The sequence below is a fragment of the Pseudoxanthomonas sp. JC1303 genome, assembly GCF_058448525.1.
Genome location: NZ_CP185958.1, coordinates 423,817 through 448,311, shown reverse-complemented (window position 1 = coordinate 448,311; position 24,495 = coordinate 423,817). Strand labels below are relative to the sequence as shown.

The following is a 24,495-nucleotide window of genomic DNA, read 5'->3' as shown; positions in this document are numbered from 1 at the left end:
GATCAGCCGACCACCGCGCCGAGTTTGAAGATGGGCAGGTACATGCCGATCACCATACCGCCGACCAGGACGCCCAGAATCACCATGATCGCAGGCTCGATCAGGCTGCTCAGCGCGTCCACCGCGTTGTTGACTTCCTGCTCGAAGTATTCGGCGACCTTGAACAGCATGGTGTCCAGCGCGCCGGCTTCCTCACCGATGGCCGTCATCTGGATGACCATGTGCGGGAACAGGTTGGTCTGCTTCATCGCCATGTTCACGGGGTAGCCGACCGCGACGTCGTCGCGAATGCGCAAGACGGCCTTTTCATACACGGTGCTGCCGGTGGCGCCTGCGACGGTATCCAGGGCTTCGACCAAGGGCACGCCCGCCTTGAAGGTCACCGCCAGCGTGCGTGCGAAGCGTGCGATCGCGCTGTTGTTGAGGATCTGTCCGATGACGGGGATCTTCAACAGCGCACGGTCCACGGCGTGCTGCATCGGGATTGATCGCTTGAGCGTAAAGATAAATGCGAATGCGCCGCCACCGACGACGATCAAGGCAAGCCACCAGTAGGTCGTAGCGACTCTCGAGGCAGCGACGATCATCTTGGTGAAAGCTGGTAGGTCTGCACCGAAACCAGCGAAGACAGCTTCGAACTGAGGCACCACAAAGATCAAAAGAATCGCGCTCACGATAAGGGCGACCGCAATGGTCATCGCGGGATAAAACAGCGCCTTCTTGATCTTACCCTTCAGGGCCTCGAGGTTTTCCTTGTAGGTTGCAATGGTGTCCAGCACCGTTTCCAGTACACCTGCGCCTTCTCCCGCGCGGACAAGGTTGCGATACAGCTCATCGAACTGGACCGGGTATTTGCTGATCGCCTCGGACAGGGACGAGCCGCCTTCGATGTCGGTGCGGATCGCCTCGATCATTTTCTTCATGCGGGGGTTCTTGTGCCCGCCGCCGATGATCTCCAGCGACGTGATGATCGGGACGCCGGATTTCATCATCGTCGCCATCTGGCGACTGAAGAACGCAATGTCGCCCGGCTTGATCGGCTTGCCGGCAGAACCAAACAACGGCTTCGGCTTTGGTTTCACCACCGTGGGCGTGATGCCTTTCGCACGCAGCTCGGCGCGGAGCAGGTTCGCATTTCTCGCGTCCTGCTCGCCCTTCATCTTGATGCCACGCTTGTCGGCCCCCTGCCAGACAAACGTGGAAAGCTGCTTGGTGTTGCGCGCGACCGGAGTGGACTTCCGAGCGGCTGAACGGGTTACGGCCATGATGGTTCCCCAGATGCCGGCATCCCCATGCCGGGTTGCTCGACTCGCATCTTAGCGGGTTCTCCCCGCAAAACAATGCGTAAGTCCGCGATTCGGCGGGTCTTTAGGATGAGCTCACCGCGGCCGGCGCCGCATCCGAAAGTCGAAGCGGGCGGGGCGTGACAGACGTCTGCCCCGCTGCCACGAGCGATCAATCCTTGGTGACGCGATTGATCTCGGCCAGCCCGGTCAACCCCTGCTTGACCTTCCACAGGGCAGATTGGCGCAGGTCGCGGATCTTGGAGCGCTGGGCGGCCTCGGCGATCTGGATGGCACCGCCGCCGCCCAGTACGATGGTGGCGATCTCATCGGTCATGGGCATGACCTGATAGATGCCCAGCCGCCCCTTGTAACCTTCGGTGCACTCGTCGCAGCCCACCGGCTCGTAAACCGTGAAGCCTTGGTCCAGTTCCTCCTGGGTGAAGCCCTCTGCCAGCAGGGCATGCGGGGGGATGTCATGCGGGCGCTTGCAGTTGGAGCACAGGCGTCGGGCCAAGCGCTGAGCGATCACCAGGGTGACCGAGCTGGTGATGTTGTAGGGCGCGATGCCCATGTTCATCAGGCGGGCGATGGTCTGCGGAGCATCGTTGGTATGCAAGGTGGACAACACCATGTGGCCGGTCTGCGCTGCCTTGACCGCGATTTCCGCGGTTTCCAGGTCGCGGATCTCGCCGACCATGATGATGTCGGGGTCCTGACGCAGAAAGCTGCGCAGTGCGGCGGCGAAGGTCATGCCGCGCTTGTTGTTCTGTTGGACCTGGTTGACGCCGGGCAGGCGGATTTCCACCGGGTCCTCCGCGGTGGAAATATTGCGCGTTTCATCGTTCAGGATGCCGAGCGCGGTGTACAGCGACACGGTCTTGCCGGAGCCGGTCGGGCCGGTGACCAACACCATCCCATAGGGCTTGTGGATGGCATCCATGAACAACTTTTGCTGGTCTGGCTCGTAACCCAGCTTGTCGATGCCCAGCTTGGCGGCACTGCCGTCCAGGATACGCAGCACGATCTTCTCGCCGAACAGGGTCGGCAGGGTGCTGACGCGAAAGTCGATCTGCCGGGTCTTGGACAGGTTGAGCTTGATGCGACCGTCCTGGGGAACGCGCTTTTCGGCGATGTCCAGCTGGGACATGACCTTCAAACGGGCGGCGATGCGCTGATTGAGCTTCTGCGGCGCCTTGGCGACATTCTTCAGGATGCCGTCGATGCGCAGGCGCACCCGGTAATCGGTCTCGTAGGGTTCGAAATGGATGTCCGACGCGCCGCGCCGGATCGCATCGACCAGCACCTTGTTGACGAACTTGACCACGGGCGTGTCCTCGCCCTTGGCATCAATGCCGGTGTCGCCGCTGATGTCGTCATCGCCGCCGCTGGTGTCCAGGTTCTCAAGGCCATCCTCATCCCCGCCCAACCCGCCGAGGGAGTCAGACGCATTACTCCACGCCTCCAGCGTGCGTTTGAGCTGATCGTCGGCGATCAGAATGGGCTCCACCACCAGATTGGTGTGGAACTTGATCTCATCCAGCGCCTGCATCTTGGTCGGATCGGAGACACCGACATAGAGCTTGTTGCCGCGCTTGAACAGCGGCAGCACCTGGTGCTTGTGCAGTAACTCATCGCTGACCAGCTTGAGTGCGTTCTGGGAGGCATCGAAGGCGCTGGCATCAATCAGTGGGATGCCGAATTCGATCGCATTGGCTGCCGCCAGCTGAGAGGGTAGCGCTAGTTTTTTCTGCTCGATCCACTGCGCTAGCGGAACTTTGGCCTGAGTGGCGTCGGACATAGCGGCTCGGGCTGCGCCTTCTTCCATGGCGCCGTCCATCACCAAGCGACGAGCAATGCCGGTGATGCCAACTAGGCTTTGATTCGCAAAGGCTGAGTTCATTACGAAGCTCCAGGTGCTGCCGAATGGGCTGCGTCTAAGACGCGGTCAGCTTGACCAAAGAAGAACCCCGCCTCAGCGGGGTTCTTAAGCAAAGCCGAATTACTAAACCTTAGCGGCAGGTCGCCGGCACATACTTGGTGGGGATCGTGGTTCCAGCGGCAGCATTACAAGTCCAGGTCAGCGGGGCGTCGACTGCAGTAGCTACGGGCTTCAGCGCGAGAACCTTGCCAGCAGCTCCGGAAAGCGAAGTGTCAGCAGAGGCAGTAACCGAGATGACCCCGCTAGCGACGTCGAGCTTTGCAATGTAAGGGGTTGCATTGCTGCTGCAGCCCGAAGCAGCCAAGTCTGCAGGAAGCTTGCCTTGCGACTGGTAATACTCCGAGACAGAAGTCTTGCATGCGTCTGCCGCAACGATGAGCTCGGAAACCTTGGAGCGAATGGTGTAGTCCTGGTAGGCCGGCAACGCGATGGCGGCCAGGATGGCGATGATGGCGACCACGATCATCAGTTCGATGAGGGTGAAACCGCCCTGCATGTTCTTCTTCATGAAGTACTTCCTTTGTTGGCTGGATGGATGGCTTGGGGACACTGTCTCCCCCGTGTCCCCGGACTGTCGCGGACCGTGGGTGCCGTGGCTGACCCACGTGCAGGAAAGGTTCAGCAGAAAGCGTGCCAACCCATGCGAGGGGCGTGTTCGGTCGTTTTCGCTGGACAGGCGGTTGGGTGGTCCAGGCGAGTCGGGATGGCTGGGTCAGTCGTGACAGGTTGCGTCACAAGGTGACGCGATGGGTCAGGAGGGCGTGGATGTCGATGCGTGCATGGGCCAAATGAGCGCGTAATCACGCTTTCTGGGGGTGTTGTCTTTGCGTGCTATCCGGCGCTCGATGCCGGCGGCCGCCCGGTAGCTCGCGTCTTCCGTGGCGTGCAGCTCATGCTGCAGGGTAAGTGGAATCGATCACGCCCGTCGTCGCAAGTGAATCCGGCTGCTTCAAGCCCGGGTTTCCAGTGAATTCAGGGTAGGGATAGCCCAGGATTCGAAGCGGCGCACAGATGACCTGAGGTGGTGCGCCCCTCTGCGGTGGGCGACGCCTGTTCAAGCAGGATGGCCAGGCGAAGACCCTGACGCATGGGGCATCTATTCGATGCCCAGCTTCTTGAGCTTGTAGCGCAGGGCGCGGAACGTGATGCCCAGCTGCGCGGCGGCCTTGGTCTTGTTCCAGCGGTTGTCTTCCAGCGCCTTGTGGATGGCCGCGCGTTCCATCTGTTCGATGTAGGAGGGCAGCGGGCCTTCCGCCTCGCTTGCTGGTTGGGGCTGTGCCGACGAGGCTGGCTGTTGCCCGAAGGCGGGCGGAGCCGAGCGGAAAGGGTCGTAGTCCTGCGGCGCGGGCTGCGTCGAGGACTGGGGCGCGGCGCGGCGCTCGACCTGAGGCAAGCGCAGGTCGGCCGCATCGATGGCGTCCTCGTCGGCCATGGCCATGGCGCGCTCCAGGATGTTCTCCAGTTCGCGCACATTGCCAGGGAACGGGTACTGCGCCAGCAGATCCAGCGCCACCGGTGAAAGCTGCGGGGGCTGGCGCTGCTGGTGTCCGGCCAGGCGGGTCAGGATGGCCTTGGTGAGCTGCGGCAGGTCGCCGGTGCGTTCGCGCAGGGGCGGGACGCGTAGTTCGATCACGTTGATGCGGTAGTACAGGTCGTGGCGGAAGCGGCCATCGTGGGCCAGTTCACCCAGGTCCTTGTGCGTGGCCGACAGGATGCGCACATCGACCTGGACTTCGCTGGAGGCGCCGACGGGGCGTACGGCCTTTTCCTGGATGGCGCGCAGCAGCTTGACCTGCATCGGCAAGGGCAGTTCGGCCACCTCGTCCAGGAACAGCGTGCCGCCACTGGCGGCCTGGAACAGGCCCTGTTTATCGACATGGGCGCCGGTGAAGCTGCCTTTCTTATGGCCGAAGAACTCGCTCTCCATCAGCTCGGCCGGGATCGCGCCGCAGTTGACCGGGACGAAGGGGCCGGACGCGCGCGCGCCTTGCTCGTGGATGGTGCGGGCGACCAGTTCCTTGCCCACGCCGGATTCGCCCAGAATGTAGACCGGGGCCTGGCTGCGGGCCACCTTGGAAATGGTGGCGCGCAGGTCTTCCATCGCCGGCGAATCGCCGAGCAGGCGCATCGCGTGCTGGGGCGGGGCCGGTGCGGGCGCCGGGCGCTCGGTGTTGTTGAGCTCCAGGGCGTGCCTGACCAGCCCGCGCAGGACGGTGAGGTCCACCGGCTTGCTGACGAAGTCGAAGGCGCCGGCCTTGAGCGCCTCCACGGCCAGTTCGACGTTACCGAAGGCGGTGATCATCGCCACCGGGGTCTTGGGGAAGTTGGCCGAGATCTCGCTGACCAGTTCGATGCCGTTGCCATCGGGCAAGCGCATGTCGGTGAAGCACAGGTCGTAGGGGTTGCGGGACAACAATTCGCGGGCTTCGCCAAGGTTGGCTGCGGTATCGATCCGGATGCCCATGCGTCCCAGGGTCAGGGTCAGCAGCTCTCGGATGTCGCGCTCGTCGTCGACGATCAGGGCGCTACGGGGGTCGCTCATCGTGGTCTCGCGTTGCTTCGCCGTCAGTCTACTCACTGAACGGCAGGTTGGGGGAGGCGTCACGCTGACGCGATTTTACTCGCAAGGCAAGGTAAGTCAGGCCGAAAGCAGGGAATTGGGGCCGGGCATGGCGATGCGGAAGCAGCTGCCGCCGCCGGGCACGGGGACGTATTCGAGGTTGGACTGGTTCGCCCGGCACAGCTCGCGGGCGATGTACAGGCCCAGGCCGGTGCCGTGCTCTGAGGTGGTGAAGAAGGGGCGGAACAGCTGCGCTGCCACGGCCGGGGGAATGCCGGGGCCGCGGTCCAGTACATCGACCATCGCCCGGTTGTCCAGCTGGAACACCCGCACGCGGATGCGGGCGGGTTCGCCGGGCAGTCGCCCGTAGTTCAAGGCGTTGTGGACCAGGACGGTCACCACCTGGTGCAGGTGCCGGGGGTCGATGAGGGCCATGACCGGGCGATTGCCGGTGACGGCCTCCAGGCTGTCGGTCTCGATGGACATCGACTGCTGGTAATCGTCCACGAATTGGCGGGCGAAGGCGTTGAGCTCGGTGTGTTCGGCGATGGCGCGTTCGCGCCTGGCCAGACCCAGCACGCTCTCCACGATGCCATTGGTGCGCTGGCACTGCTGGTGGATGATGCCCAGCAGATGCCGGTCGCTTGGATTGAACTCGCGGGATTCCTCCAGCAACTGGACCGCATAGTTGATGGCGGCCAGCGGATTGCGGATCTCGTGGGCGAGGCTGGCCGAAAAGCGGCCCAGGGCGGCCAGGGTGAGCGATTCGGCACGTCGCGAGACCACCGTGGCGTCGTCCAGGAACACCAGCGCCAGCTCGCTGCCCGCCAGCAGGCGCGCAAAACGGGGCTGGATGTCGGGCTGGTCCTGGCCCAGCGGCATGGGCGCCTCCTCCTCCTGCGCCCCGGCCCGCCAGCGCTGCAGTCGCCTGGCCAACTCCGGGGAGAGCTCCTGCAGCCGCGCCTCACCCGATGGATCGCTGACCGCCGTGCCCAGCAGGCCGGTGGCGGCCTCGTTGGCCAGCTTGACCCGGTTGTCCCGGTCCACCACGACCACGCCGGTACGCATGCGGCGGATGATCAGCTCGTTGACCTCGACCAGATTGGCGACCTCGACGCCGCGCTCTTCGGCCAATTGCTGACTGCGCCGTGCGCGCAAGCCGACCTGGATGGCTAGCAGGCCCACGGCGAAATAGCTGACGCAGAACATGACGACCTCGGCGACCGGTCGAGCCGAGATGTTGAGCGTGAAAGTCGCGACGAGGTATTCGATGAAATGGGCCGTGGTCGCCCCGATGGCCACGCCGATGCCCCAGCGCAGCGGCAGCAGCGTACAGGCGGCCGCGACGTTGAACAGCAGCAGCATCGCCACCCCTGGCGCGGCGGCCGGTAAGGCATAGGTGATGAGGCAGGCCACCTCGATATCCACGCAGACACCGACCATGACGATCGGCAGCAGGTGCCTCTCGCTGCGTCCCAGGAAGAACATGGCCAGCGAAAAGGCGAGATAGAACACCGTGACCCCGGTCGCCAGCATGGGGGACTGGGCCTGGTCGTTGTCCAGTACGTCCGAGAGCGGGCTGAACAGGAGTCCGGCCAGGATGCCTGCCTCCAGGACGCGGTACAGCGCCAGGAAATACAGCTCGCGACGGGGCGCTGAGGCCAGGGACAGTGCAGAGTGTTTCACGGCCCAGTGCTCAAGTTGGGGGAATCCTTCCACTGGATGGAACGAACCGAAGTATAGAGGGCGGCAGCCAAACTGACGCTTTTGCGTCGCAACACGCCCTTGGGCGACAATGCGCGGCCCATCGGCGCCCGGTTGCCCCTGTTCGTGGGGCGCGCGGCGGCGCGCGATGCGTACTGACCTTATTAATACGGTGACGCATGAATTTCCACGAATATCAGGCAAAACAGCTGTTTGCCGAGTACGGCATCCCGGTGCCGGCCGGACGCACCGCGTCCACGCCGGACGAAGCGGTCGAAGCGGCCAACGCCCTGGGCAACGGCCCCTGGATGGTCAAGGCCCAGATCCATGCGGGCGGTCGCGGCAAGGCTGGCGGCGTGAAGTTCTGCAAGACCACCGACGACGTCAAGGCCGCCGCGGCCAAGATGCTCGGCACCAAGATGGAAACCTACCAGTCCGCCGGCGTGGCCCTGCCGATCGGCTTGGTCCTGGTGACCGAAGCCGGTGAGATCGCCAAGGAGCTGTACCTGTCGGTGCTGGTGGACCGCGGGACCCAGTCCATCACCTACATCGCCTCGTCCGAAGGCGGCGTGGACATCGAGCAGGTGGCCGCCGAGACGCCCGAGAAGATCCAGACCCTCAATGTCAACTTCGTCGAAGGCCTGCAGCCGTACCAGGGCCGCGAGATCGGCTTCAAGCTGGGCCTGACGGCCAAGCAGTCCAACCAGCTGGCCAAGATCATGATCGGCCTGTACGAGCTGTTCAACGCCAAGGACCTGTCCCTGGTCGAGCTGAATCCGCTGGCGATCCTGGATTCGGGTGACCTGTACGCGCTGGACGGCAAGGTCAACTCCGACGACAACGCCACCTTCCGTCACAAGGATCTGGCCGCCATGCGCGACAAGACCCAGGAAGACGAGGCCGAGGTGCGTGCCAGTGAGTACGACCTGAACTACGTGACCATGGACGGCGACATCGGCTGCATGGTCAACGGTGCCGGCCTGGCCATGGCCACCATGGACGTGATCGCCCTCAACGGCGGCTCGCCGGCCAACTTCCTGGACGTGGGCGGCGGTGCGACCAAGGAGCGCGTGACCGAGGCGTTCAAGCTGATCCTGTCCTCGGACAAGGTCAAGGCGATCTTCGTCAACATCTTCGGCGGCATCGTGCGCTGCGACATGATCGCCGAAGGCATCATCGCCGCGGTCAAGGAAGTGGACGTCAAGGTCCCGGTGATCGTGCGCCTGGAAGGCACCAACGTGGAAGCCGGCAAGAAGCTGCTGGCCGAGTCCGGCCTGGCCATCACTCCGGCCGATGACATCAACGACGGCGCCAAGAAGTCCGTCGCGGCTGTCGCCGCCTGACGTATTCCTGGTTCGGGACCGGGCCCCACCCAGCCCCCTTGAGTCAAGGGGGCGGCAGCGCCGCACAGCGGCGTTGCGGGGGGTGTGGAAGTACGCCTAAGCGGCGTTTCGCACCGCGAAATGCCGCATCGTTCCGAAGCCGACCAAATAGCAGAACTCTCAAGGACTCAAACGCATGTCTGTCTTGATCAACAAGAACACCAAGGTGATCGTGCAGGGCTTCACCGGCCAGCAGGGCACCTTCCACGCCACACAGATGGTGGAATACGGCACCCAGGTCGTCGGCGGCGTCACGCCCGGCAAGGGCGGCACCACCCACATCGAGCTGCCGGTGTTCAACACCGTGGCCGAGGCCGTGAAGGCCACCGGCGCCAACGCGTCGGTCATCTACGTGCCGCCGCCGTTCGCGGCCGACGCGATCCTCGAAGCCGCTGCCGCCGGCATCAAGGTCATCGTCTGCATCACCGAAGGCATCCCGGTGCTGGACATGCTGCGCGTCAAGAACGTGCTCAAGTCGCACCCGGACGTGGTCCTGGTCGGCCCCAACTGCCCCGGCATCATCACCCCGGGCGAGTGCAAGATCGGCATCATGCCGGGCCACATTCACCAGCCGGGCAAGATCGGCATCGTGTCGCGTTCGGGCACGCTGACCTATGAAGCGGTCAAGCAGACCACCGCTGCCGGCCTGGGCCAGTCCACCGTCATCGGCATCGGCGGCGATCCGATCAACGGCCTGAACTTCGTCGACTGCCTCAAGCTGTTCAACGAAGACCCGCAGACCGAAGGCATCATCATGGTTGGCGAGATCGGCGGCGACGCCGAGGAAGCTGGCGCCGAGTACATCAAGGCCCACGTCAAGAAGCCGGTCGTCGGCTTCATCGCCGGCGCCTCGGCCCCCCCGGGCAAGCGCATGGGCCACGCCGGTGCGATCGCTTCGGGCGGTTCGGGCACGGCCGCTGGCAAGTTTGCCGCGATGGAAGCCGCGGGCGTCAAGACCGTCCGCTCGCCGGGCGACCTGGGCGCGGCCATCGCCGAGCTGGTGAAGTAAGACCGCCTGCTCGCCTCCGGGCGCGTGGCGTTGAAGACGGGTCGCCTGCGGGCGGCCCGTTTTCGTTTGCGGCAGCGGCACGTGGACGACCGCAGCCATCACTGTTGGCCGCTGCGTTTCGTGTTTGCGTGAGGCAGGGGGCAAAATGCCCATGCCTGTCCCTCGATTGATGCCTGTCATGTATCTGCTTGCCTTTGAGACCTCCACCGAAGCCTGTTCGGTCGCGCTGCACATCGACGGGCGTGTGCTCGAACGCTTCGAGCTTGCCCCGCGCCGACATGCGGAGCTGGCCCTGCCCTGGGCGCAGGCGCTGCTGGAGGAAGCCGGCATCGCAAAGTCCCAGCTCGATGCCATCGCCGTGGGGCGGGGCCCGGGCGCCTTCACTGGCGTCCGCCTGGCCATCGCCCTGGGGCAGGGGCTGGCGCTGGCGCTGGACCGCCCGCTGATCCCCGTGTCGACCTTGCAGGCGCTGGCACTGCGTGCCCCGCAAGGCGCCGGCAAGGTCGTGACCGCGATCGACGCGCGCATGGGAGAGGTCTATGTCGCCTGCTTCCAGCGCGAGGGTGCGTCGCTACACGGGCTCGATGCCGAGCAGGTGACGGCGCCGGACCGGGTCAGGCTGGCCGATGGAGAGTCGGGATGGTCGGCGGTCGGGACCGGCTTCGCCGCGGCCGAGGGCATGTTGCGCGACCGGCTGGCCGCGCAGCTCGACCTAGTGGATGCGCAGGCGTTGCCGCATGCTGCCGATGTGGCGACGTTGGCCCTCCAGGCCTATGCCCGCGGCGAGCGGCCCGCGCCGGAATCGGTGGAGCCCGCCTATCTGCGCAACAACGTGGCCCTGACCCTGGAAGAACAGCGCGCCGCACGCGCGGCCAAGCAGGCGGGCTGACGGCGCGCACGGCTTCCGACCAGCCCCGTCGAGGGTGTGATGTAGCGGAATGTCTTCTCGCGGATCGCGGCCTGGTCGAGTGCGGACTCGGCCTGGATCGCGTGGCGTCGGCTGGGCGCGATCCAGGCCGCCCCGCACCCCTGACGACGGGACCACCCCCGTGCGATCGGGGATTCAGTGACTACTGGTCGCGCACTTCGCCACCCGGCAGGAACACCCAGGTCCGGGTGACATGCAGGATGTCGATGTTTTCCGAGGTATGGGGAAGGGGCGGGAAGGGGGCGGCCAGGCGCACGATGCGCAGGGCGGTCGAATCCAGCAAGGGGATGCCGCTGGACTGGATGATGCGGCTCTGTTCGACGCTGCCGTCACGCCGCACCGCCACCGAGATCACCACCTGGCCCGACAGGCGCCTGCGGCGTGCCTCGTCGGGATAATTGAGGTTGCCGACACGCTCGGCGCGGTCCACCCAGGTGCGCAGGTAGTCGGCCCAGGCGTATTCGCGTGTGCTGGCCGAGACGAACTTGCGCTTGGGCCGCTTGGCGTAGAGCTCCGAGCGCAGGTGGATCTCGGCGGCCAGGCGTGCCATCTCGGCGTCGTGTTCGATCTTCTGCTCGCCATGCGGCAGGTCAGGCCGGTCCGGCTGTGGCCGGGTTTCCTGTGCAGGCGTGGTGATCTGGCTGTCGCGGGTGGTCACCACCCGCGCCTGCGGTGGCGGCGCGGCATCGGGCGACTGCGCGCGCAGGGGTTGTGGCGACACGCCCGCCTCGGCCTGGGGCACCCAGCCGGCCTGGGCCTCGCGCGGCCGTTGCGCCTTGTCCCGGTCGCCACCGCCTTGCTGGTTGGCCGCGGCCAGGAAGTCGGCTTGCTTCGGGGTGAGTGGCGTGCTGGTCTGGCTGAGGATCACATCCAGTGTCGGGATGACCGGCGCGTTGTCGTCCAAGGTGAAGCCCAGGCCGAGCAGCACAATCCCGTGTACCAGCAATGACAGCGCCAATGTGGCGCCGAGCCTGGCGTTCTCGTCGATCCGGGGCGCGGCCAGTTGCGCGGACACGCTCAGGCCTGGAGCTTGCGCTCGATCGCGTCGAACAGCTGCCCGGCGATGTTCAGGCCGAACTGGGCGTCCAGTTCGCGCACGCAGGTCGGGCTGGTGACATTGACCTCGGTCAGGTAGTCGCCGATGACATCCAGGCCGACGAACAGCATGCCGCGCGCCTTCATCACCGGGCCGACCTGGCTGGCGATCCAGCGGTCGCGCTCGCTGATCGGACGGCCTTCGCCCCGCCCGCCCGCGGCCAGGTTGCCGCGGAACTCGTCGCCCTGCGGAATGCGCGCCAGGCAGTAGTCGACCACCTCGCCATCGACCAGCAGCACGCGCTTGTCGCCGGCGCTGATGTCGGGCAGGAACTTCTGCGCCAGGGCCAGCTTGCGGCCGCCGTCGGTCAGGGTTTCCAGGATGACGTTGAGGTTGGGGTCGCCGGTGCCGGTGCGGAAGATCGAACGTCCGCCCATGCCGTCCAACGGCTTGAGCACGGCCTGTCCATGCTCGATGACGAACGCCTTCAGCTCGGCCGCACTGCGGCTAACCCGGGTCGGCGGGCAGCACTCCGGGAACAGCAGCGCGGCCAGCTTCTCGTTGTAGTCGCGCAGGCCCTGCGGATTGTTGACCACCAAGGCGCCGGCGTTCTGGGCAACCTCCAGTACCTGGGTGTCGTAGATGAACTCCGGATCGACCGGCGGGTCCTTGCGCATCAACACGACCTGGCCGGGGCCGAACGTCGTTTCGACCACCTCGCCCAGGGTGTACCAGCCTGCCTTGTCATCGGCCACGGTCAGCGGCGCGGTCCGGGCCAGGGCCTGTCCGTCCCGCAGCGAGAGGCTTCCGGGCATCACATAGTGCAGGCGGTGACCACGGCGCTGGGCTTCCAGCAGCATGGCGAAGGTGGTGTCCTTGGCGATCTTGATCGACCCGATCGGGTCCATCACCACGATGACGTCGGCTTGCATGTTCGGGTGCCGGGAGGAAGCGGGGGACAAGCCGGCGATGTTAGCAGGCGCCGACTGTGACCTGTTCTGCAAGCCACGTCACATAGTGTGCTGAACGGGCTGCGCCGTCTTGACAGGGCAAGCCGCGCGGTGGGATATAGACGGCTTCGCAGCGGTGCCATCCAGAAAGTGCCGCGCGCAAGGGGAATGATCTGCGATGACAGACAACGACAGCCAGGCCGGCAGTTTCGGCGGCCTGCGGGTGATGGTGATCGATGATTCGAAGACCATCCGGCGAACCGCCGAAACCTTGCTCAAGCGGGAAGGCTGCGAGGTCGTGACCGCGACCGATGGATTCGAGGCGCTGGCCAAGATCGCCGACCAGCAGCCCCAGATCATCTTCGTGGACATCATGATGCCGCGTCTGGACGGGTACCAGACCTGCGCACTGATCAAGAACAACCAGGTCTTCAGGTCCACGCCGGTGATCATGCTGTCCTCCAAGGACGGGCTGTTCGACAAGGCGCGCGGCCGCATCGTCGGTTCCGAGCAGTACCTCACCAAACCGTTCACGCGGGAGGAACTGCTCGACGCCATCCGTACCCACGTGGCCGCCTGAGCAAGGGACAACGCCATGGACGCCGCCTCCCGACATCGCCACGCCGCCTCCGCCGTCCGCCCCGCGGGCCGGCCCGGAGCGCAGCCGTGATCCGGACCCCGTTCGACATCCTGGCCGACTACGAGCGCCGCAGCCTGGCCCATGCCGTGGCACTGCCCGAAGTCCACGCCGGCAACGACCAGTGGCGTGGCGTGGCCTACCGCATCGGCTCGCGGCGGCTGGTTTCCAGCTTCGACGAGGTCGTGGAGATCGTCCGCATCCCGCCGATCACGCCGGTGCCCGGTGCACAGTCCTGGCTGCTGGGCGTGGGCAACCTGCGCGGCAACCTGTTTCCGGTGATCGACCTGAAGCAGTTTCTGCAGGGAGAGCGCACGGTGATGCATGAGGGGCAGCGGGTGCTGGTGATGCGCCAGTCCGGGGGCGACGTGGCGCTGACCATCGACGAGCTCTACGGGCAGCGCAGCTTCGAGGCGGTGCAATCCACCGACCCCGGCGCGCTGTCCGAGGGACGCTTCGGGCATTTCGTTTCCCAGGCCTTCTCCAGCGAGGGGCAGGCATGGGGCGTGTTTTCGCTGTCCTTGCTGGCGCGCACACCCGAGTTCAGACACGCGGCGCAGTAGCGCCGGTGGTCACGGCCGCGGCGGGGAGCCGCGGATCGCATCCAATGTATGAAGAATCATCAGGGGTAATGGAATGAGTACTGCGGCGGAATCTCCCAAGGCCAGGCTGGGCGGCATGGGTACGACGTTCTGGGCGATCCTGCTGGTGCTTTCCTTCCTGGTGGTGGCGGCCAATACGGCCGTGTCCACCTATCAGGGCAGTCGCCTGGCCGGTGCGGGAACCGGCGCGGCCGATCTGCAGGTCTTGTCCCAGCAGCTGGCCACCCAGGGCAACGAGGCGGTCAACGGCGACGCCGAGGCGTATACGGCCTTCAAGGCCACGCACGAGCGGATCAACCAGACCATCGCGTCGTTGCAGGAGCGCTTCGGCCAGGAGCCTGGCGTGAACGGGCCGCTGGAACAGCTGGTGGGCACCTGGAAGGCCCTGGATGCCAACGCCGGGCAGATCATCAAGGCCGAGCCGGCGGTGCTGGCCCTGTCGGGCAACGCCAATCGTTTCGGTGCCCAGGTGCCGCAGCTGCAGGCCCAGCTCAACGAGGTGGTTCGCGCCATGTCGGCCAGTGGCACGCCGGCCTCGCAGGTCTATAGCGCCCTGCAGCAGGTCGTGGTGGCCGGACGCATGGCCCGCAACGTGACCGAGATGCGGGCCGGTGGCAGCACCGCGACGATGGCCGGCGACGCGCTCGCGCGCGACGCGCTGGTCTTCGACCAGGTGCTCGAGGGCCTGCGCAACGGCAATGAAGAGCTGGGCATCGCGCCGCTGCGCAATGCCGCGGCGCTGGAGGCCCTGGAGCAGTCGCAAACGCTGTGGGCGCAGATGAAGCGCGACCTCGACGCGATCCTGGGCGGCTCGCGTAGCCTGTTTGCCGCCCAGAGCGCCTCGTCGGCCATCATCGGTGGCTCGGGCAAGATGCTGAGCGACAGCAAGGCGCTGTTCGACGCGTTCTCCGCGTTCGGTTCGGTGCGCGACACGCGTGTGTTTCCGAACCTCTGGTACACCATCATCGGCGGCATCGTGCTGGTGGTGTCGCTCATCGCCTTGCTCTACAGCCTCTACAGCAACAGCCGCCGTGAGCAGGAAGTCCGCTACCAGACCCAGGTCGAGTACAACAGCCGCAACCAGCAGGCGATCATGCGGCTGCTGGATGAAATCTCCTCGCTCGGCGAAGGCGATCTGACGGTCAAGGCTTCGGTGACCGAGGACATGACGGGCGCCATCGCCGACGCCATCAATTACGCGGTCGACGAGCTGCGCAACCTGGTGACCACGATCAACGACACCTCGGTGCAGGTGGCGGCCTCGACCCAGGAAACCCAGGCCACCGCGCTGCAGCTGGCCGAAGCGGCCAACCACCAGGCCGAGCAGATCACCACCGCTTCGGAACGCATCAACGAGATCGCGGTCAGCATCGAAGAGGTCTCGCGCAACTCCACCGACTCGGCCGAGGTGGCCCAGCGCTCGGTGCTGATCGCGACCGAGGGCGCCGGGGTGGTGCGCGAAACGATCCGCGGCATGGACCAGATCCGCGACCAGATCCAGGAAACCTCCAAGCGCATCAAGCGCCTGGGCGAGTCCTCGCAGGAGATCGGCTCGGTGGTGGAGCTGATCAACGACATTTCCGAGCAGACCAACATCCTGGCGCTCAACGCGGCGGTGCAGGCGGCATCGGCCGGTGAGGCCGGTCGCGGTTTCGCCGTGGTGGCCGACGAGGTGCAGCGCCTGGCCGAACGCACCTCCGGTGCGACCCGCCGCATCGAATCGCTGGTCCAGGCCATCCAGGCCGACACCAACGAGGCGGTCAGCTCGATGGAGCAGACCACCTCCGAAGTGGTGTCCGGTGCGCGCCTGGCCGAGGACGCGGGCACCGCGCTGGGTGAGATCGAGCGCGTGTCCAGCGACCTCAACGAACTGATCAAGAACATTTCCACCGCGGCCCAGCAGCAGTCGACCGCCGCGCTGGACATCACCCAGACCATGGGCGTGATCCGCCGCATCACCTCGCAGACCTCGCAAGGCGCGGGGCAGACTGCCGAATCGATCGGACACCTGACACAGCTGGCCTCGGACCTGCGTCGTTCGGTGGCTGACTTCAAGCTGCCCGGCTGAGGACTTTGACCGAATGAAGTGCATCAGCGACAACACGGTCACCCGCGCGCAGGTGCAGCCATGAGCGCCCTTCGCGAAGCGATGAGCCACGCCGTGCTCGGCTGGGTCAAGCCGGAGCTGGACCAGACCCTGCGCCTGGTGCGCGGTGAGATCGAGGCCTTTGCCGAGAACCTGGCCGACACCGCGCGCATGCAGGCGTGCGTGGGTTACCTGCACCAGGTGCAGGGCACCCTGCACATGGTGGAGCTGTACGCGCCGGCGATGGTGGCCGAGGAGCTGGAAAAGCTCGCCCAGGCTCTGCAGGAGAGCCGGGTGGCCGATGCGAACGAGGCGTGCGCGACGCTGATGCGTGGCACGGTGCTGTTGCCCGATTACCTGGAGCGCCTGCAAAGCGGGCACCGCGACATTCCGATCGTGTTGTTGCCCCTGCTCAACGACATCCGCGCCGCGCGTGGCGAGACAGGCCTGAGCGAGAGCGTGCTGTTCGCGCCCGACCTGGATCGCCCCTTGCCCCAGGACGTTCCCGCCACCGAGCCGCTCCCCGGGAATACCCGCGAGATCCGCTTCGCCCAGGCCTGCGATCATTTCGAGCGCATCCTGTCCGGTTGGAGCGAGGATGCGGCGCCTGCCGATGTCGGCGCGCTTGCCTCGGCGCTGCAGCCGCTGCAGCGCCTGGCCGAGCACACCGTCGCCCGGCGCATGCTGTGGGTGGCCACCTCGGTCGCCGAGGCGATGCGCGATGGGGCCATCGCCCCCAGCCCCGCGCTGCACCAGGCCTTCGTCGGTGTGGACCGCGTCGTGCGCCAGATCCGCCAGGGCTTGGTGCCCGGCGCGGCAGCGCCAGGGCAGGAGCCGACCCGCCAACTGCTGTACCAGGTCGCCAAGACCGACGCGGCGCATCCGGCGCTGGAAGACCTCCGGCAAGCCTTCGATCTGGCCGGCGCTTCGCCGAGCCAGGCCGAAATCGAGCACGCCCGCAGCAGTATCAGCGGACGCAATCGCGCGCTGCTGGACACCGTCGGCGGTGCGGTGAAGGAAGAACTGATGCGCGTGAAAGACGCGCTCGACCTGCAGTTGCGCACCGGCGCGCAGATCGCAGAGCTCGCCCCGTTGGTGGCCGAGCTTGGCAGCATCGCCGACACCCTGGGCATGATGGGACAGGGGCTGGCCCGCAACGTGGTCCTGCAGCAGCGCGAGTCCCTGGCCGAGCTGGTCGATGGGCGTCGTACGCCCGATGAGAGCGCCTTGCTCGATATCGCCGGCGCGCTGCTCTATGTCGATGCCTCCCTGGACGACCAGGCCGCAAACCTGGCCGAGGAGGGGACTACCCAGCCCCAAGCCAGCGAATCCCAGAACACGGTCGAGGTTCTGGCGGGCGAGGCGATCCGCAATTTCGCCGAGGTCCGCCACCAGTTCGTAGCCTTCATCGAGATGGACTGGGACCACGGTCAACTGGCCGACACCCCACGCTTGCTGGAAGAGGTGTGCGGCGCCCTGCGCATGCTCGAACTGGCCGAGCCGGCCGACTACGTCGAAGGCGTGCGTCGCTACATCGCCACCGAGTTGATCGAACGCAAGCGCGTGCCCAGCGGCACCCAGCTGGACACCCTGGCCGATGCCATGGCCAGCCTGGAGTACTACCTGGAAGCGTTGCGCGAACGCCGCCCCAATCGCGACGAGCTGATGGACATCGCGCGCTCCAGCCTGGAGGCCTTGCGCTACTGGCCGCTGCCCGCGCCTGCCGCAGCGGCCGCAGAAGACATCGAGACGGCGGCGGTCGAGCCCGTCGACGACACGCCACCGTCATTCGCACCTGCGACCGCGGAACCCACGGCCGTCTCCCTGGATGACGCGCCATCCCAGCCGACGCTGGATCAGGACGCGCCGAGCAGCGCGCCGGCCGAGCCGCTGGTCGAGCTCGAGCGCGGTCCGGAGCTTCCGGCCTATGTTCCGGACGAGGCGGCTTTCGCGCAGTTCGATCCGGTAGCCAGTGAATACGCCGAATACGCGGACCAGTTGCCGACCGGCGGACTCCATGCGGCGTTGCCCGAGGTGGGGGACGTTGCACCGCAGGCCGTCGCCGACACGCCTGCCGTGGCGGTGGCCGATGACGCACCGGTCCCGGCCGCGGCCATCGAGACGGGCGCGCCTGCCCTGGAGTCGGGGTTCGACGCCAGCGGCCAGGACATCGACGACGAGATCCGCGACGTCTTCCTGGAGGAGTTCGACGAGGAAATCGCCAGCCTGCACGAGATGCTGCCCGGCTGGCGCGCCGATCCGGACAACCTGGAGCGCCTGCGTTCGATCCGGCGCGTCTTCCACACCCTCAAGGGCAGCGGCCGCCTGGTCGGCGCGCGCCAGTTGGGTGAGTTCGCCTGGAAAATCGAGAACACGCTCAATCGCGTGCTTGATGGCACCCGCGCGCCCACGCCTGCCGTGGTGGCACTGCTCGACCAGGCCACCGCCACGCTGCCGCAACTCAACCAAGCCCTGCGCGGCCAGCCGGGAGTCACCGCCGATCTGGCCGGGATCGAGGACATCGCCGAGCGTATCGCCCAGGGCGAGGAGGCCTTCTACAGCGCGCCGTCCGCCGCCCCCGCGTCAGTCGAGGCCGCAGGGCGCGACCTTGCGGACGCCGAACAGACCGCAGTGGCCGCGCCGGAGTCCGATCTGGAAGGCACGCCGGCTTCGGTCGACAGCGTCCTGCGCGAGATTCTCGAGGCCGAGGTCGCCAACCACCTGCAGACCGTCGATGGCTGGCTGGCCCAGTGGATGCCCGGGCGCGAAGGCCTGGCCGCCAGCGAGTCCCTGCTGCGCGCCTTCCACACCCTCAATGGCGCTTTTGCCATGGCCGACGTGCCGGAAATCACCGAGGTGACCGGCCGCGCCGAGCAGTACATCAAGCGTGCGCTGGGCAACGGTGCCAGCATTGATCCGGCCGGCGTCGCGGGCCTGGCGGCAGCGACCGTGGCCGTCCGCGACACGATGACCGCGCTGCAGGCCGAGCAGGCGCGCATCCCGCACTTCACCGCGCTGTGCGCGACGCTCTCCGAACTGCGCGACGGATTGCCGCAGGCGCCGCGGCCGTTGTCCACGGTGATCGACGACCGCCGGCAGAACACCTATGCCGGGCAGGGCGCCACGGACTTCACGCCGGATATCCCTGCCGGGACCGAGCTCACCGGCGCGATGGACCTGTCGCGTTTCATCGATACACCAGAATCGACCGGGCCCGGGATGCCGGCGCCCGAGCAGCCTGGCAGCGATGCAGCGAGTCGGGACGACGGGTTCGATCTCGATCATGGCGACCACGGCCAGCTGTCGGCCGAGCCGACCGCGCAGGATGGCGAGGCGCTGGAGATGTCCGAAAGCGACCTGTCGGCAGGTCCCTCCTTCGACCCGGTGGCCGCCGAGTTCGACGCGCCGGCCGAGCAGCCCGACACACCGCTCGAGGTGGAGAACGGCGAGCCGCAGGCACTGGTGGAACCGCACGACATCGAGCGCATGTCCGTCCAGGATCCCGAGGTCGATGTCGAGACCCTGGATGCCGCCGCCCTGCCGGCGACCAGCCCCGAGACCGAAGAGGCCTTGGTTCTGGAAGACGCGGCCGCCTGGTCCGTGGCGCCGGTCGATGCTGACGCGGTTGAGGACGTCGATCTGACCCCGCCAGAAGCGGCCGCCGAAGCCGCGGCCTGGGCCGAGACCCTCTCCCCGCAGGTCGTCGAGGAGGCCATCGCGCCTGCGACCCCTGAGGCCGAGGCTATCTTCGATGCGCCCGAAAATTCCATCGCGGAAGACGCTCAGTCGCTGGCGGCGGGTGCTACCGAAGACCCTAGCCCCGACCTGCCTGTCGTGGGCGAGGCATCGTCCGACGATACGCCTGCTGATGGGCCTGCTGAAACGACCGCGTCCCAGGAGGACCCAGGCGTTGCCGTGGTCGATGCGCCGCAGCCGCCGGTCAGCGACCCGCCCTCGCAGGCGGCCGCCCGGACCCTGGACTTCGAGATGTTCGACCGCGATCTGGTCGACATCTTCGTCGAGGAAGGCAACGATCTGCTCGATCACTCCGATGGCCTGCTGGCGCGTCTGCGTGAAACCCCGGACGACCGCAGCCTGGTGATCGGCCTGCAGCGCGATCTGCACACCATCAAGGGTGGCGCCCGCATGGCCGGGATCGCGGCGATCGGCGACCTGGGGCATGCGATCGAATCGCTCCTGGAGCAGGTCGCCGAACATCGTGCGGAGGTGGATCGTGGCGTGGTCGGGCTGCTCGAGCGCGGCTTCGACGTGCTGCACGGCATGCTGGCGCGCACGGCCGATTATCTGGTGGTCGAGTCGCAGCCGCAGCTGGTCGCGGAATTCGATGCACGCGCACAAGGTGCGACGTTGCCAGACGAGGCGTCGCCTGTCGCGGTCGAGCCGGCAGAGACCGAGGAAGCGGGCACGCCGACGACCGGCGTGGACGTGCCCGAGTCGTTGGCTTCGGACGCTGCCGAGGCGCCTGCGGAGTTCACCGCCGCCATGGACGATGTCGGCGCGACTTCCGAAGCCGCGGTGATCGACGACGCAGAACAGCGCGAAGCCGCCGAGTTCGTCGAGCACCCTGCGTCGTCCTTCGAGACGGATGCACCCACGGACGTCGTCGAGGTCGAGGAGGTCGCCGCTGGCAACCTGGAGGCCGCCGCGTTCGATCCGACGGTGTCCGAGCCCGCGGAGACCGAAGATGTAATGGCGTCGGCGGACCCGGACGCGGAGCAGGCAAACGAGGAAGACCCCCTGCCTGCGCTGGATGTGGACGGCATCGCCTTCGACGCCGGCGTGGATGCGCCAGTGTCGACGCCCGACAACCAGGAGTTGGCCGAGACCGTCGACACAGCGGCATTCGAGGTGCACGCACCGAGCGAGGCGGAGGCCAGCCACGCTGCCGACGCCGTGCCGGAAGCCCCAGAACACCTGGAGGCACCGGAAACGGAGCGCGAGGTGCAGGTGGCCGCCACGGCCGCTTTCGACACGCCTGCCGCGCCGCGCCCGCTCGAAGCCCTTGCCGCGGTGGCAGCGGTGGCCACCACCGGTCCGCAGCCGATCCCGCACCTGGCTCCGCTGTCGGCGCCGATCGATCTGGAGGCGGCCGGCGAGGAAGACACCACCAGCCTCAGCACCGGTCAAGAACAGGTGCGTGTGCGCGCCGATCTGCTCGATCAGCTGGTGAACAACGCCGGCGAAGTGGCGATCTACCGAGCGCGCCTGGAGCAGCAGATGGGCGCCTTCCGCGCGGCCATGGCCGAGCTGGATCGCACCAACACCCGCTTGCACGATCAGTTGCGGCGCCTGGACCTGGAGACCGAAGCCCAGATCGTGGCCCGCTACCAACGCGAGCACGACACCCGTGACGCCGAATTCGATCCGCTGGAACTGGATCGCTTCTCCACCCTGCAGCAGCTCAGCCGTGCACTGGCCGAGTCCGCGGCCGACATCAGCGGCCTGCAGGGCGTGCTGGACGATCTGGCGCGCCAGAACGACAGCCTGCTGGGTCAGCAGTCGCGCGTGAGTTCGGAACTGCAGGACGGCCTGATGCGCGCGCGCATGGTGCCGTTCGAAGGCAGCGTCCCGCGTCTGCGCCGGGTGTTGCGCCAGGCGGCGCAGGACACCGGCAAGCAAGCCCAGCTGCAGCTGGAAGGCGCCCATGGCGAACTGGACCGCAACGTCCTGGAGCGCATGACCGCGCCGCTTGAGCATTTGCTGCGCAATGCGGTGGCCCATGGCCTGGAGTCGCCGCAGGCACGCCGCGATGCGGGCAAGCCCGAAGAAGGCAGCGTGCGCGTCGTGCTGCGCCGCGAGGGGTCGGAAGTGGTGCTGCAGGTGGCCGACGACGGCGCCGGCATCGACCACGCCGCCATTCGGCGTCGCGCCGAACAGCGCGGCATCCTCAAGCCTGGCGCCGAGCTGTCTGAGATGGATCTGGAACGCCTGATCCTGGAGCCGGGCTTCTCGACCGCAGAGGAAGTCAGCCAGCTCGCGGGGCGTGGCGTGGGCATGGACGTGGTCCACAACGAGGTTCGTCAGCTTGGCGGTACCCTGGAAATCGCGTCGGTCGCAGGTCGCGGCACCACCTTCACCCTGCGCCTGCCGCAGACCTTGGCGGTCACCCAGGCCGTGTTCGTGCAGGTTGGCGAAACCCAGTTCGCGGTGTCGGTGGCCGCGGTCGGCGGTGTGGGGCGCCTGAGCCGGGAGCGTTTCGACTCCGGGGCCAGTTACGTCTATGGGGGCGAGGAATACGCGCTGCACGACATGGGCACCCTGGTGGGCCTGGACCCGGCCAAGGCCGAAGGCCAGCCGGTGGTTCCGCTGCTTATGGTCCGCGCCGGCGAGCTGCGCGCGGCCGTGGCGGTGGACCAGGTGCTGGGCAACCGCGAGATCGTGGTCAAGCCGGTGGGTCCGCAGATCGGTTCCATCCCCGGCATCTACGGCGCCACGATTACCGGCGACGGTAGTGTGGTGGTGATCCTGGATGCCGCGCCGCTGGTGCGTCGCTACATGACCCAGCCGACCTCGATCACGCCGGTCGTCGCGGTCGTCGAACAGCGCCAGGTGCCGCTGGTGATGGTGGTCGACGATTCGCTGACCATGCGCAAGGTCACCAGCCGTGTGCTGGAACGCCATAACTTCGAGGTCAGCACCGCGCGCGATGGCGTCGAAGCGCTGGAACGCCTGGAGGAACGTGTTCCGGACCTGATGCTGCTGGATATCGAGATGCCGCGCATGGACGGCTATGAGCTGGCCACGGCGATGAAGGCCGACCCGCGTTTTGCCGGCGTGCCTATCGTGATGATCACCTCGCGGACCGGCGACAAGCATCGCCAACGCGCCCTGGAGATCGGCGTGCAGCGCTACATGGGCAAGCCGTACCAGGAGCTGGACCTGATGCGTAATGTCTACGACCTGCTGGGGATTGCCCGTGTCCGCGATTGAGTCCGACACCGTGCCGCCCGCCGCGCCGCGGGTGGCCCTGCTGGCCCGGCCCGGGCGCGCCCGCGACCAGCTGCGCGATGCGCTGTTGGGAGCCGGCGCGCAGATCGCGCTGGAGGACGATCCCAACGCACTGGCGCCGGAAGCACTGTCCGCGGCCAGCCCGCAAGCGGTGCTGGTCGCGCTGGAGCCGGCCATCGAGGACGCGCTGGTCCAGTTGGACGCGGTGTTGTGCGATCCGGCGCTGACCGTCATCTATGACGACGCCGAGCTGGCTACCTCGCGCGATGGCTGGGACGCCCAGCGCTGGGCGCGCCACCTGGCGGCCAAGCTGTACGGGCATCGCGACGTGCTGCCTCCGGGCCTGGAGATCGAGGCGCCCCAGCCTGAGCCAGGCCGCCCGCAAGCGCCAGCCGAGGTCAGCGACGATACGGTCGACAGGCATCTGCAGGAAGCCGCCGGACAGGCCGCCGCGCTGCCCGAGGACACCGGATTCCAGTTCGATCCGACCTCGATCGAACAGGATCAGGAGGCCGACCAGGCGTCGGCGGCGTTCAGCATCGATGCCGAGCGCTGGACCCCGCCCGAGCAGCCCGAGCGGCTCGCGCTGGTGGACGATTTCTCCGCACCGGTCGATGCCGCCAGCGTGCAGCCGGACGCGATCGAGGCGCCGCCTGCCCAGCCAATGGCTGAGCCCACGCAAGCGGCAGCTCCGCCCGCACTCCCTTCATTCGCGCACCTGTCGCTGGTGGAGGATTTCGAGATCGTGGCGCCGGCCAGGCGCGAGCCGATGGCCGCCCCGGTTCTCCCGCCCGGGCTGGACCACCTGAATTTCGAGCTGGAAGCGATCGAGGCCGAAACGGTCGGGGACGCCACGCAGGAGGCCGCGGGCGCCAAGGTCGCCGGTGCGGTCCTGCTGTACGCCGGCATCGGCGGACCCGATGCCGTGCGTCGGGTCCTGGCTGGCCTGCCGGCGGATTTCACGCTGCCGGTGCTGGTGCAATTGCGCCTGGATGGCGGCCGCTATGACAACCTAGCACGCCAGATGGAGCGCGCATCGCCGCTGCCGGTGCTGCTCGCCAAACCCGGCATGGCCGCGCGGGCGGGTTACGTCTATGTCGTACCCGATCAGGTGGCGGCGGCGGCGCAGGATGGCGTCGTGGTCTTCGGCGAGGGGGCATCGGATGTGACCGGTCTGCTCGATGCGCTTCCCCCCGCACGCACCGCGGTCCTGCTGCTCAGCGGCGCCGGGGTGGAATGCGCGGAGCCTGCCTTGATGCTCGCCGCGCGCGGGGCCCTGGTGGGCGGACAGTCGTTGCAGGGCTGCTATGACTGGACGGCGGCCAAGGCCCTTGAACAGGGGGGCGGGGAGACCGCGACCCCCGAAGCGCTGGCCCAGCGCATCGTCGACGCCTTGGGAGGCTGATC

Annotated in this window: 15 protein-coding genes; 8 read left to right on the top strand and 7 right to left on the bottom strand. The window is 67.0% G+C overall.

Annotated features, from left to right (window positions below):
- Positions 1-2: 2 nt before the first annotated feature.
- The 5 genes from ACORQU_RS02100 to ACORQU_RS02080 all read right to left on the bottom strand — a co-directional run bounded on the left by ACORQU_RS02100 (position 3) and on the right by ACORQU_RS02080 (position 7,471).
- Positions 3-1,265: a type II secretion system F family protein gene (locus tag ACORQU_RS02100; protein ID WP_491643076.1), complete on the bottom strand. Its 1,263-nt coding sequence runs from the start codon at positions 1,263-1,265 to the stop codon at positions 3-5.
- 190 nt (positions 1,266-1,455) lie between these two features.
- Positions 1,456-3,186 (bottom strand): type IV-A pilus assembly ATPase PilB, encoded by a 1,731-nt coding sequence (pilB, locus tag ACORQU_RS02095; protein ID WP_491643075.1) that lies wholly within the window; start codon positions 3,184-3,186, stop codon positions 1,456-1,458.
- A gap of 109 nt (positions 3,187-3,295) precedes the next feature.
- Positions 3,296-3,733 carry a pilin gene (locus ACORQU_RS02090; RefSeq protein WP_491643074.1) on the bottom strand — a complete coding sequence of 146 codons (438 nt, stop codon included), beginning with the start codon at positions 3,731-3,733 and terminating at the stop codon, positions 3,296-3,298.
- A 588-nt stretch (positions 3,734-4,321) separates the two neighbouring features.
- Positions 4,322-5,767 (bottom strand): sigma-54-dependent transcriptional regulator, encoded by a 1,446-nt coding sequence (locus ACORQU_RS02085; protein WP_491643072.1) that lies wholly within the window; start codon positions 5,765-5,767, stop codon positions 4,322-4,324.
- A gap of 96 nt (positions 5,768-5,863) precedes the next feature.
- Entirely contained in the window at positions 5,864-7,471 is a 1,608-nt protein-coding gene (locus tag ACORQU_RS02080; RefSeq protein WP_491643070.1) for a sensor histidine kinase, read from the bottom strand.
- 197 nt (positions 7,472-7,668) lie between these two features.
- On the opposite strand from ACORQU_RS02080, the gene sucC reads away from it, so the two are divergent.
- The 3 genes from sucC to tsaB all read left to right on the top strand — a co-directional run bounded on the left by sucC (position 7,669) and on the right by tsaB (position 10,769).
- The gene (gene sucC, locus ACORQU_RS02075; protein ID WP_271645019.1) at positions 7,669-8,832 is read left to right on the top strand and encodes an ADP-forming succinate--CoA ligase subunit beta; all 1,164 of its coding nucleotides are present in this window, start codon (positions 7,669-7,671) and stop codon (positions 8,830-8,832) included.
- Positions 8,833-9,007: 175 nt separating this feature from the next.
- Positions 9,008-9,880: a succinate--CoA ligase subunit alpha gene (gene sucD / locus ACORQU_RS02070; protein WP_271645020.1), complete on the top strand. Its 873-nt coding sequence runs from the start codon at positions 9,008-9,010 to the stop codon at positions 9,878-9,880.
- 178 nt (positions 9,881-10,058) lie between these two features.
- Positions 10,059-10,769: a tRNA (adenosine(37)-N6)-threonylcarbamoyltransferase complex dimerization subunit type 1 TsaB gene (gene tsaB / locus ACORQU_RS02065; RefSeq protein WP_491643069.1), complete on the top strand. Its 711-nt coding sequence runs from the start codon at positions 10,059-10,061 to the stop codon at positions 10,767-10,769.
- Between the two features lie 181 nt (positions 10,770-10,950).
- On the opposite strand, the gene ACORQU_RS02060 is transcribed toward tsaB, so the two are convergent.
- Together ACORQU_RS02060 and gshB are read right to left on the bottom strand one after the other, a co-directional pair.
- Positions 10,951-11,829 (bottom strand): energy transducer TonB family protein, encoded by an 879-nt coding sequence (locus tag ACORQU_RS02060; RefSeq protein ID WP_491644919.1) that lies wholly within the window; start codon positions 11,827-11,829, stop codon positions 10,951-10,953.
- Positions 11,826-12,776: a glutathione synthase gene (gene gshB / locus ACORQU_RS02055; RefSeq protein WP_491643068.1), complete on the bottom strand. Its 951-nt coding sequence runs from the start codon at positions 12,774-12,776 to the stop codon at positions 11,826-11,828. The genes ACORQU_RS02060 and gshB overlap by 4 nt, the downstream gene beginning before the upstream one ends.
- Before the next feature lie 196 nt (positions 12,777-12,972).
- Between gshB and pilG the strand changes: the two genes are divergently transcribed.
- The 5 genes from pilG to ACORQU_RS02030 all read left to right on the top strand — a co-directional run bounded on the left by pilG (position 12,973) and on the right by ACORQU_RS02030 (position 24,493).
- A complete protein-coding gene (pilG, locus tag ACORQU_RS02050) occupies positions 12,973-13,374 on the top strand; it encodes a twitching motility response regulator PilG (protein WP_271645023.1) in 402 nt (133 codons plus the stop codon).
- Between the two features lie 89 nt (positions 13,375-13,463).
- Positions 13,464-13,994, top strand: a complete 531-nt coding sequence (locus ACORQU_RS02045) for a chemotaxis protein CheW (RefSeq protein ID WP_271648637.1) — start codon at positions 13,464-13,466, stop codon at positions 13,992-13,994.
- Positions 13,995-14,067: 73 nt separating this feature from the next.
- Positions 14,068-16,101: a methyl-accepting chemotaxis protein gene (locus ACORQU_RS02040; protein ID WP_271645025.1), complete on the top strand. Its 2,034-nt coding sequence runs from the start codon at positions 14,068-14,070 to the stop codon at positions 16,099-16,101.
- Positions 16,102-16,161: 60 nt separating this feature from the next.
- Positions 16,162-23,070, top strand: coding sequence for a hybrid sensor histidine kinase/response regulator (locus ACORQU_RS02035; protein ID WP_491643067.1), 6,909 nt, complete (start codon positions 16,162-16,164; stop codon positions 23,068-23,070).
- Positions 23,057-24,493, top strand: a complete 1,437-nt coding sequence (locus ACORQU_RS02030; RefSeq protein ID WP_491643065.1) for a chemotaxis protein CheB — start codon at positions 23,057-23,059, stop codon at positions 24,491-24,493. The genes ACORQU_RS02035 and ACORQU_RS02030 overlap by 14 nt, the downstream gene beginning before the upstream one ends.
- The last annotated feature ends 2 nt before the right edge of the window (positions 24,494-24,495 follow it).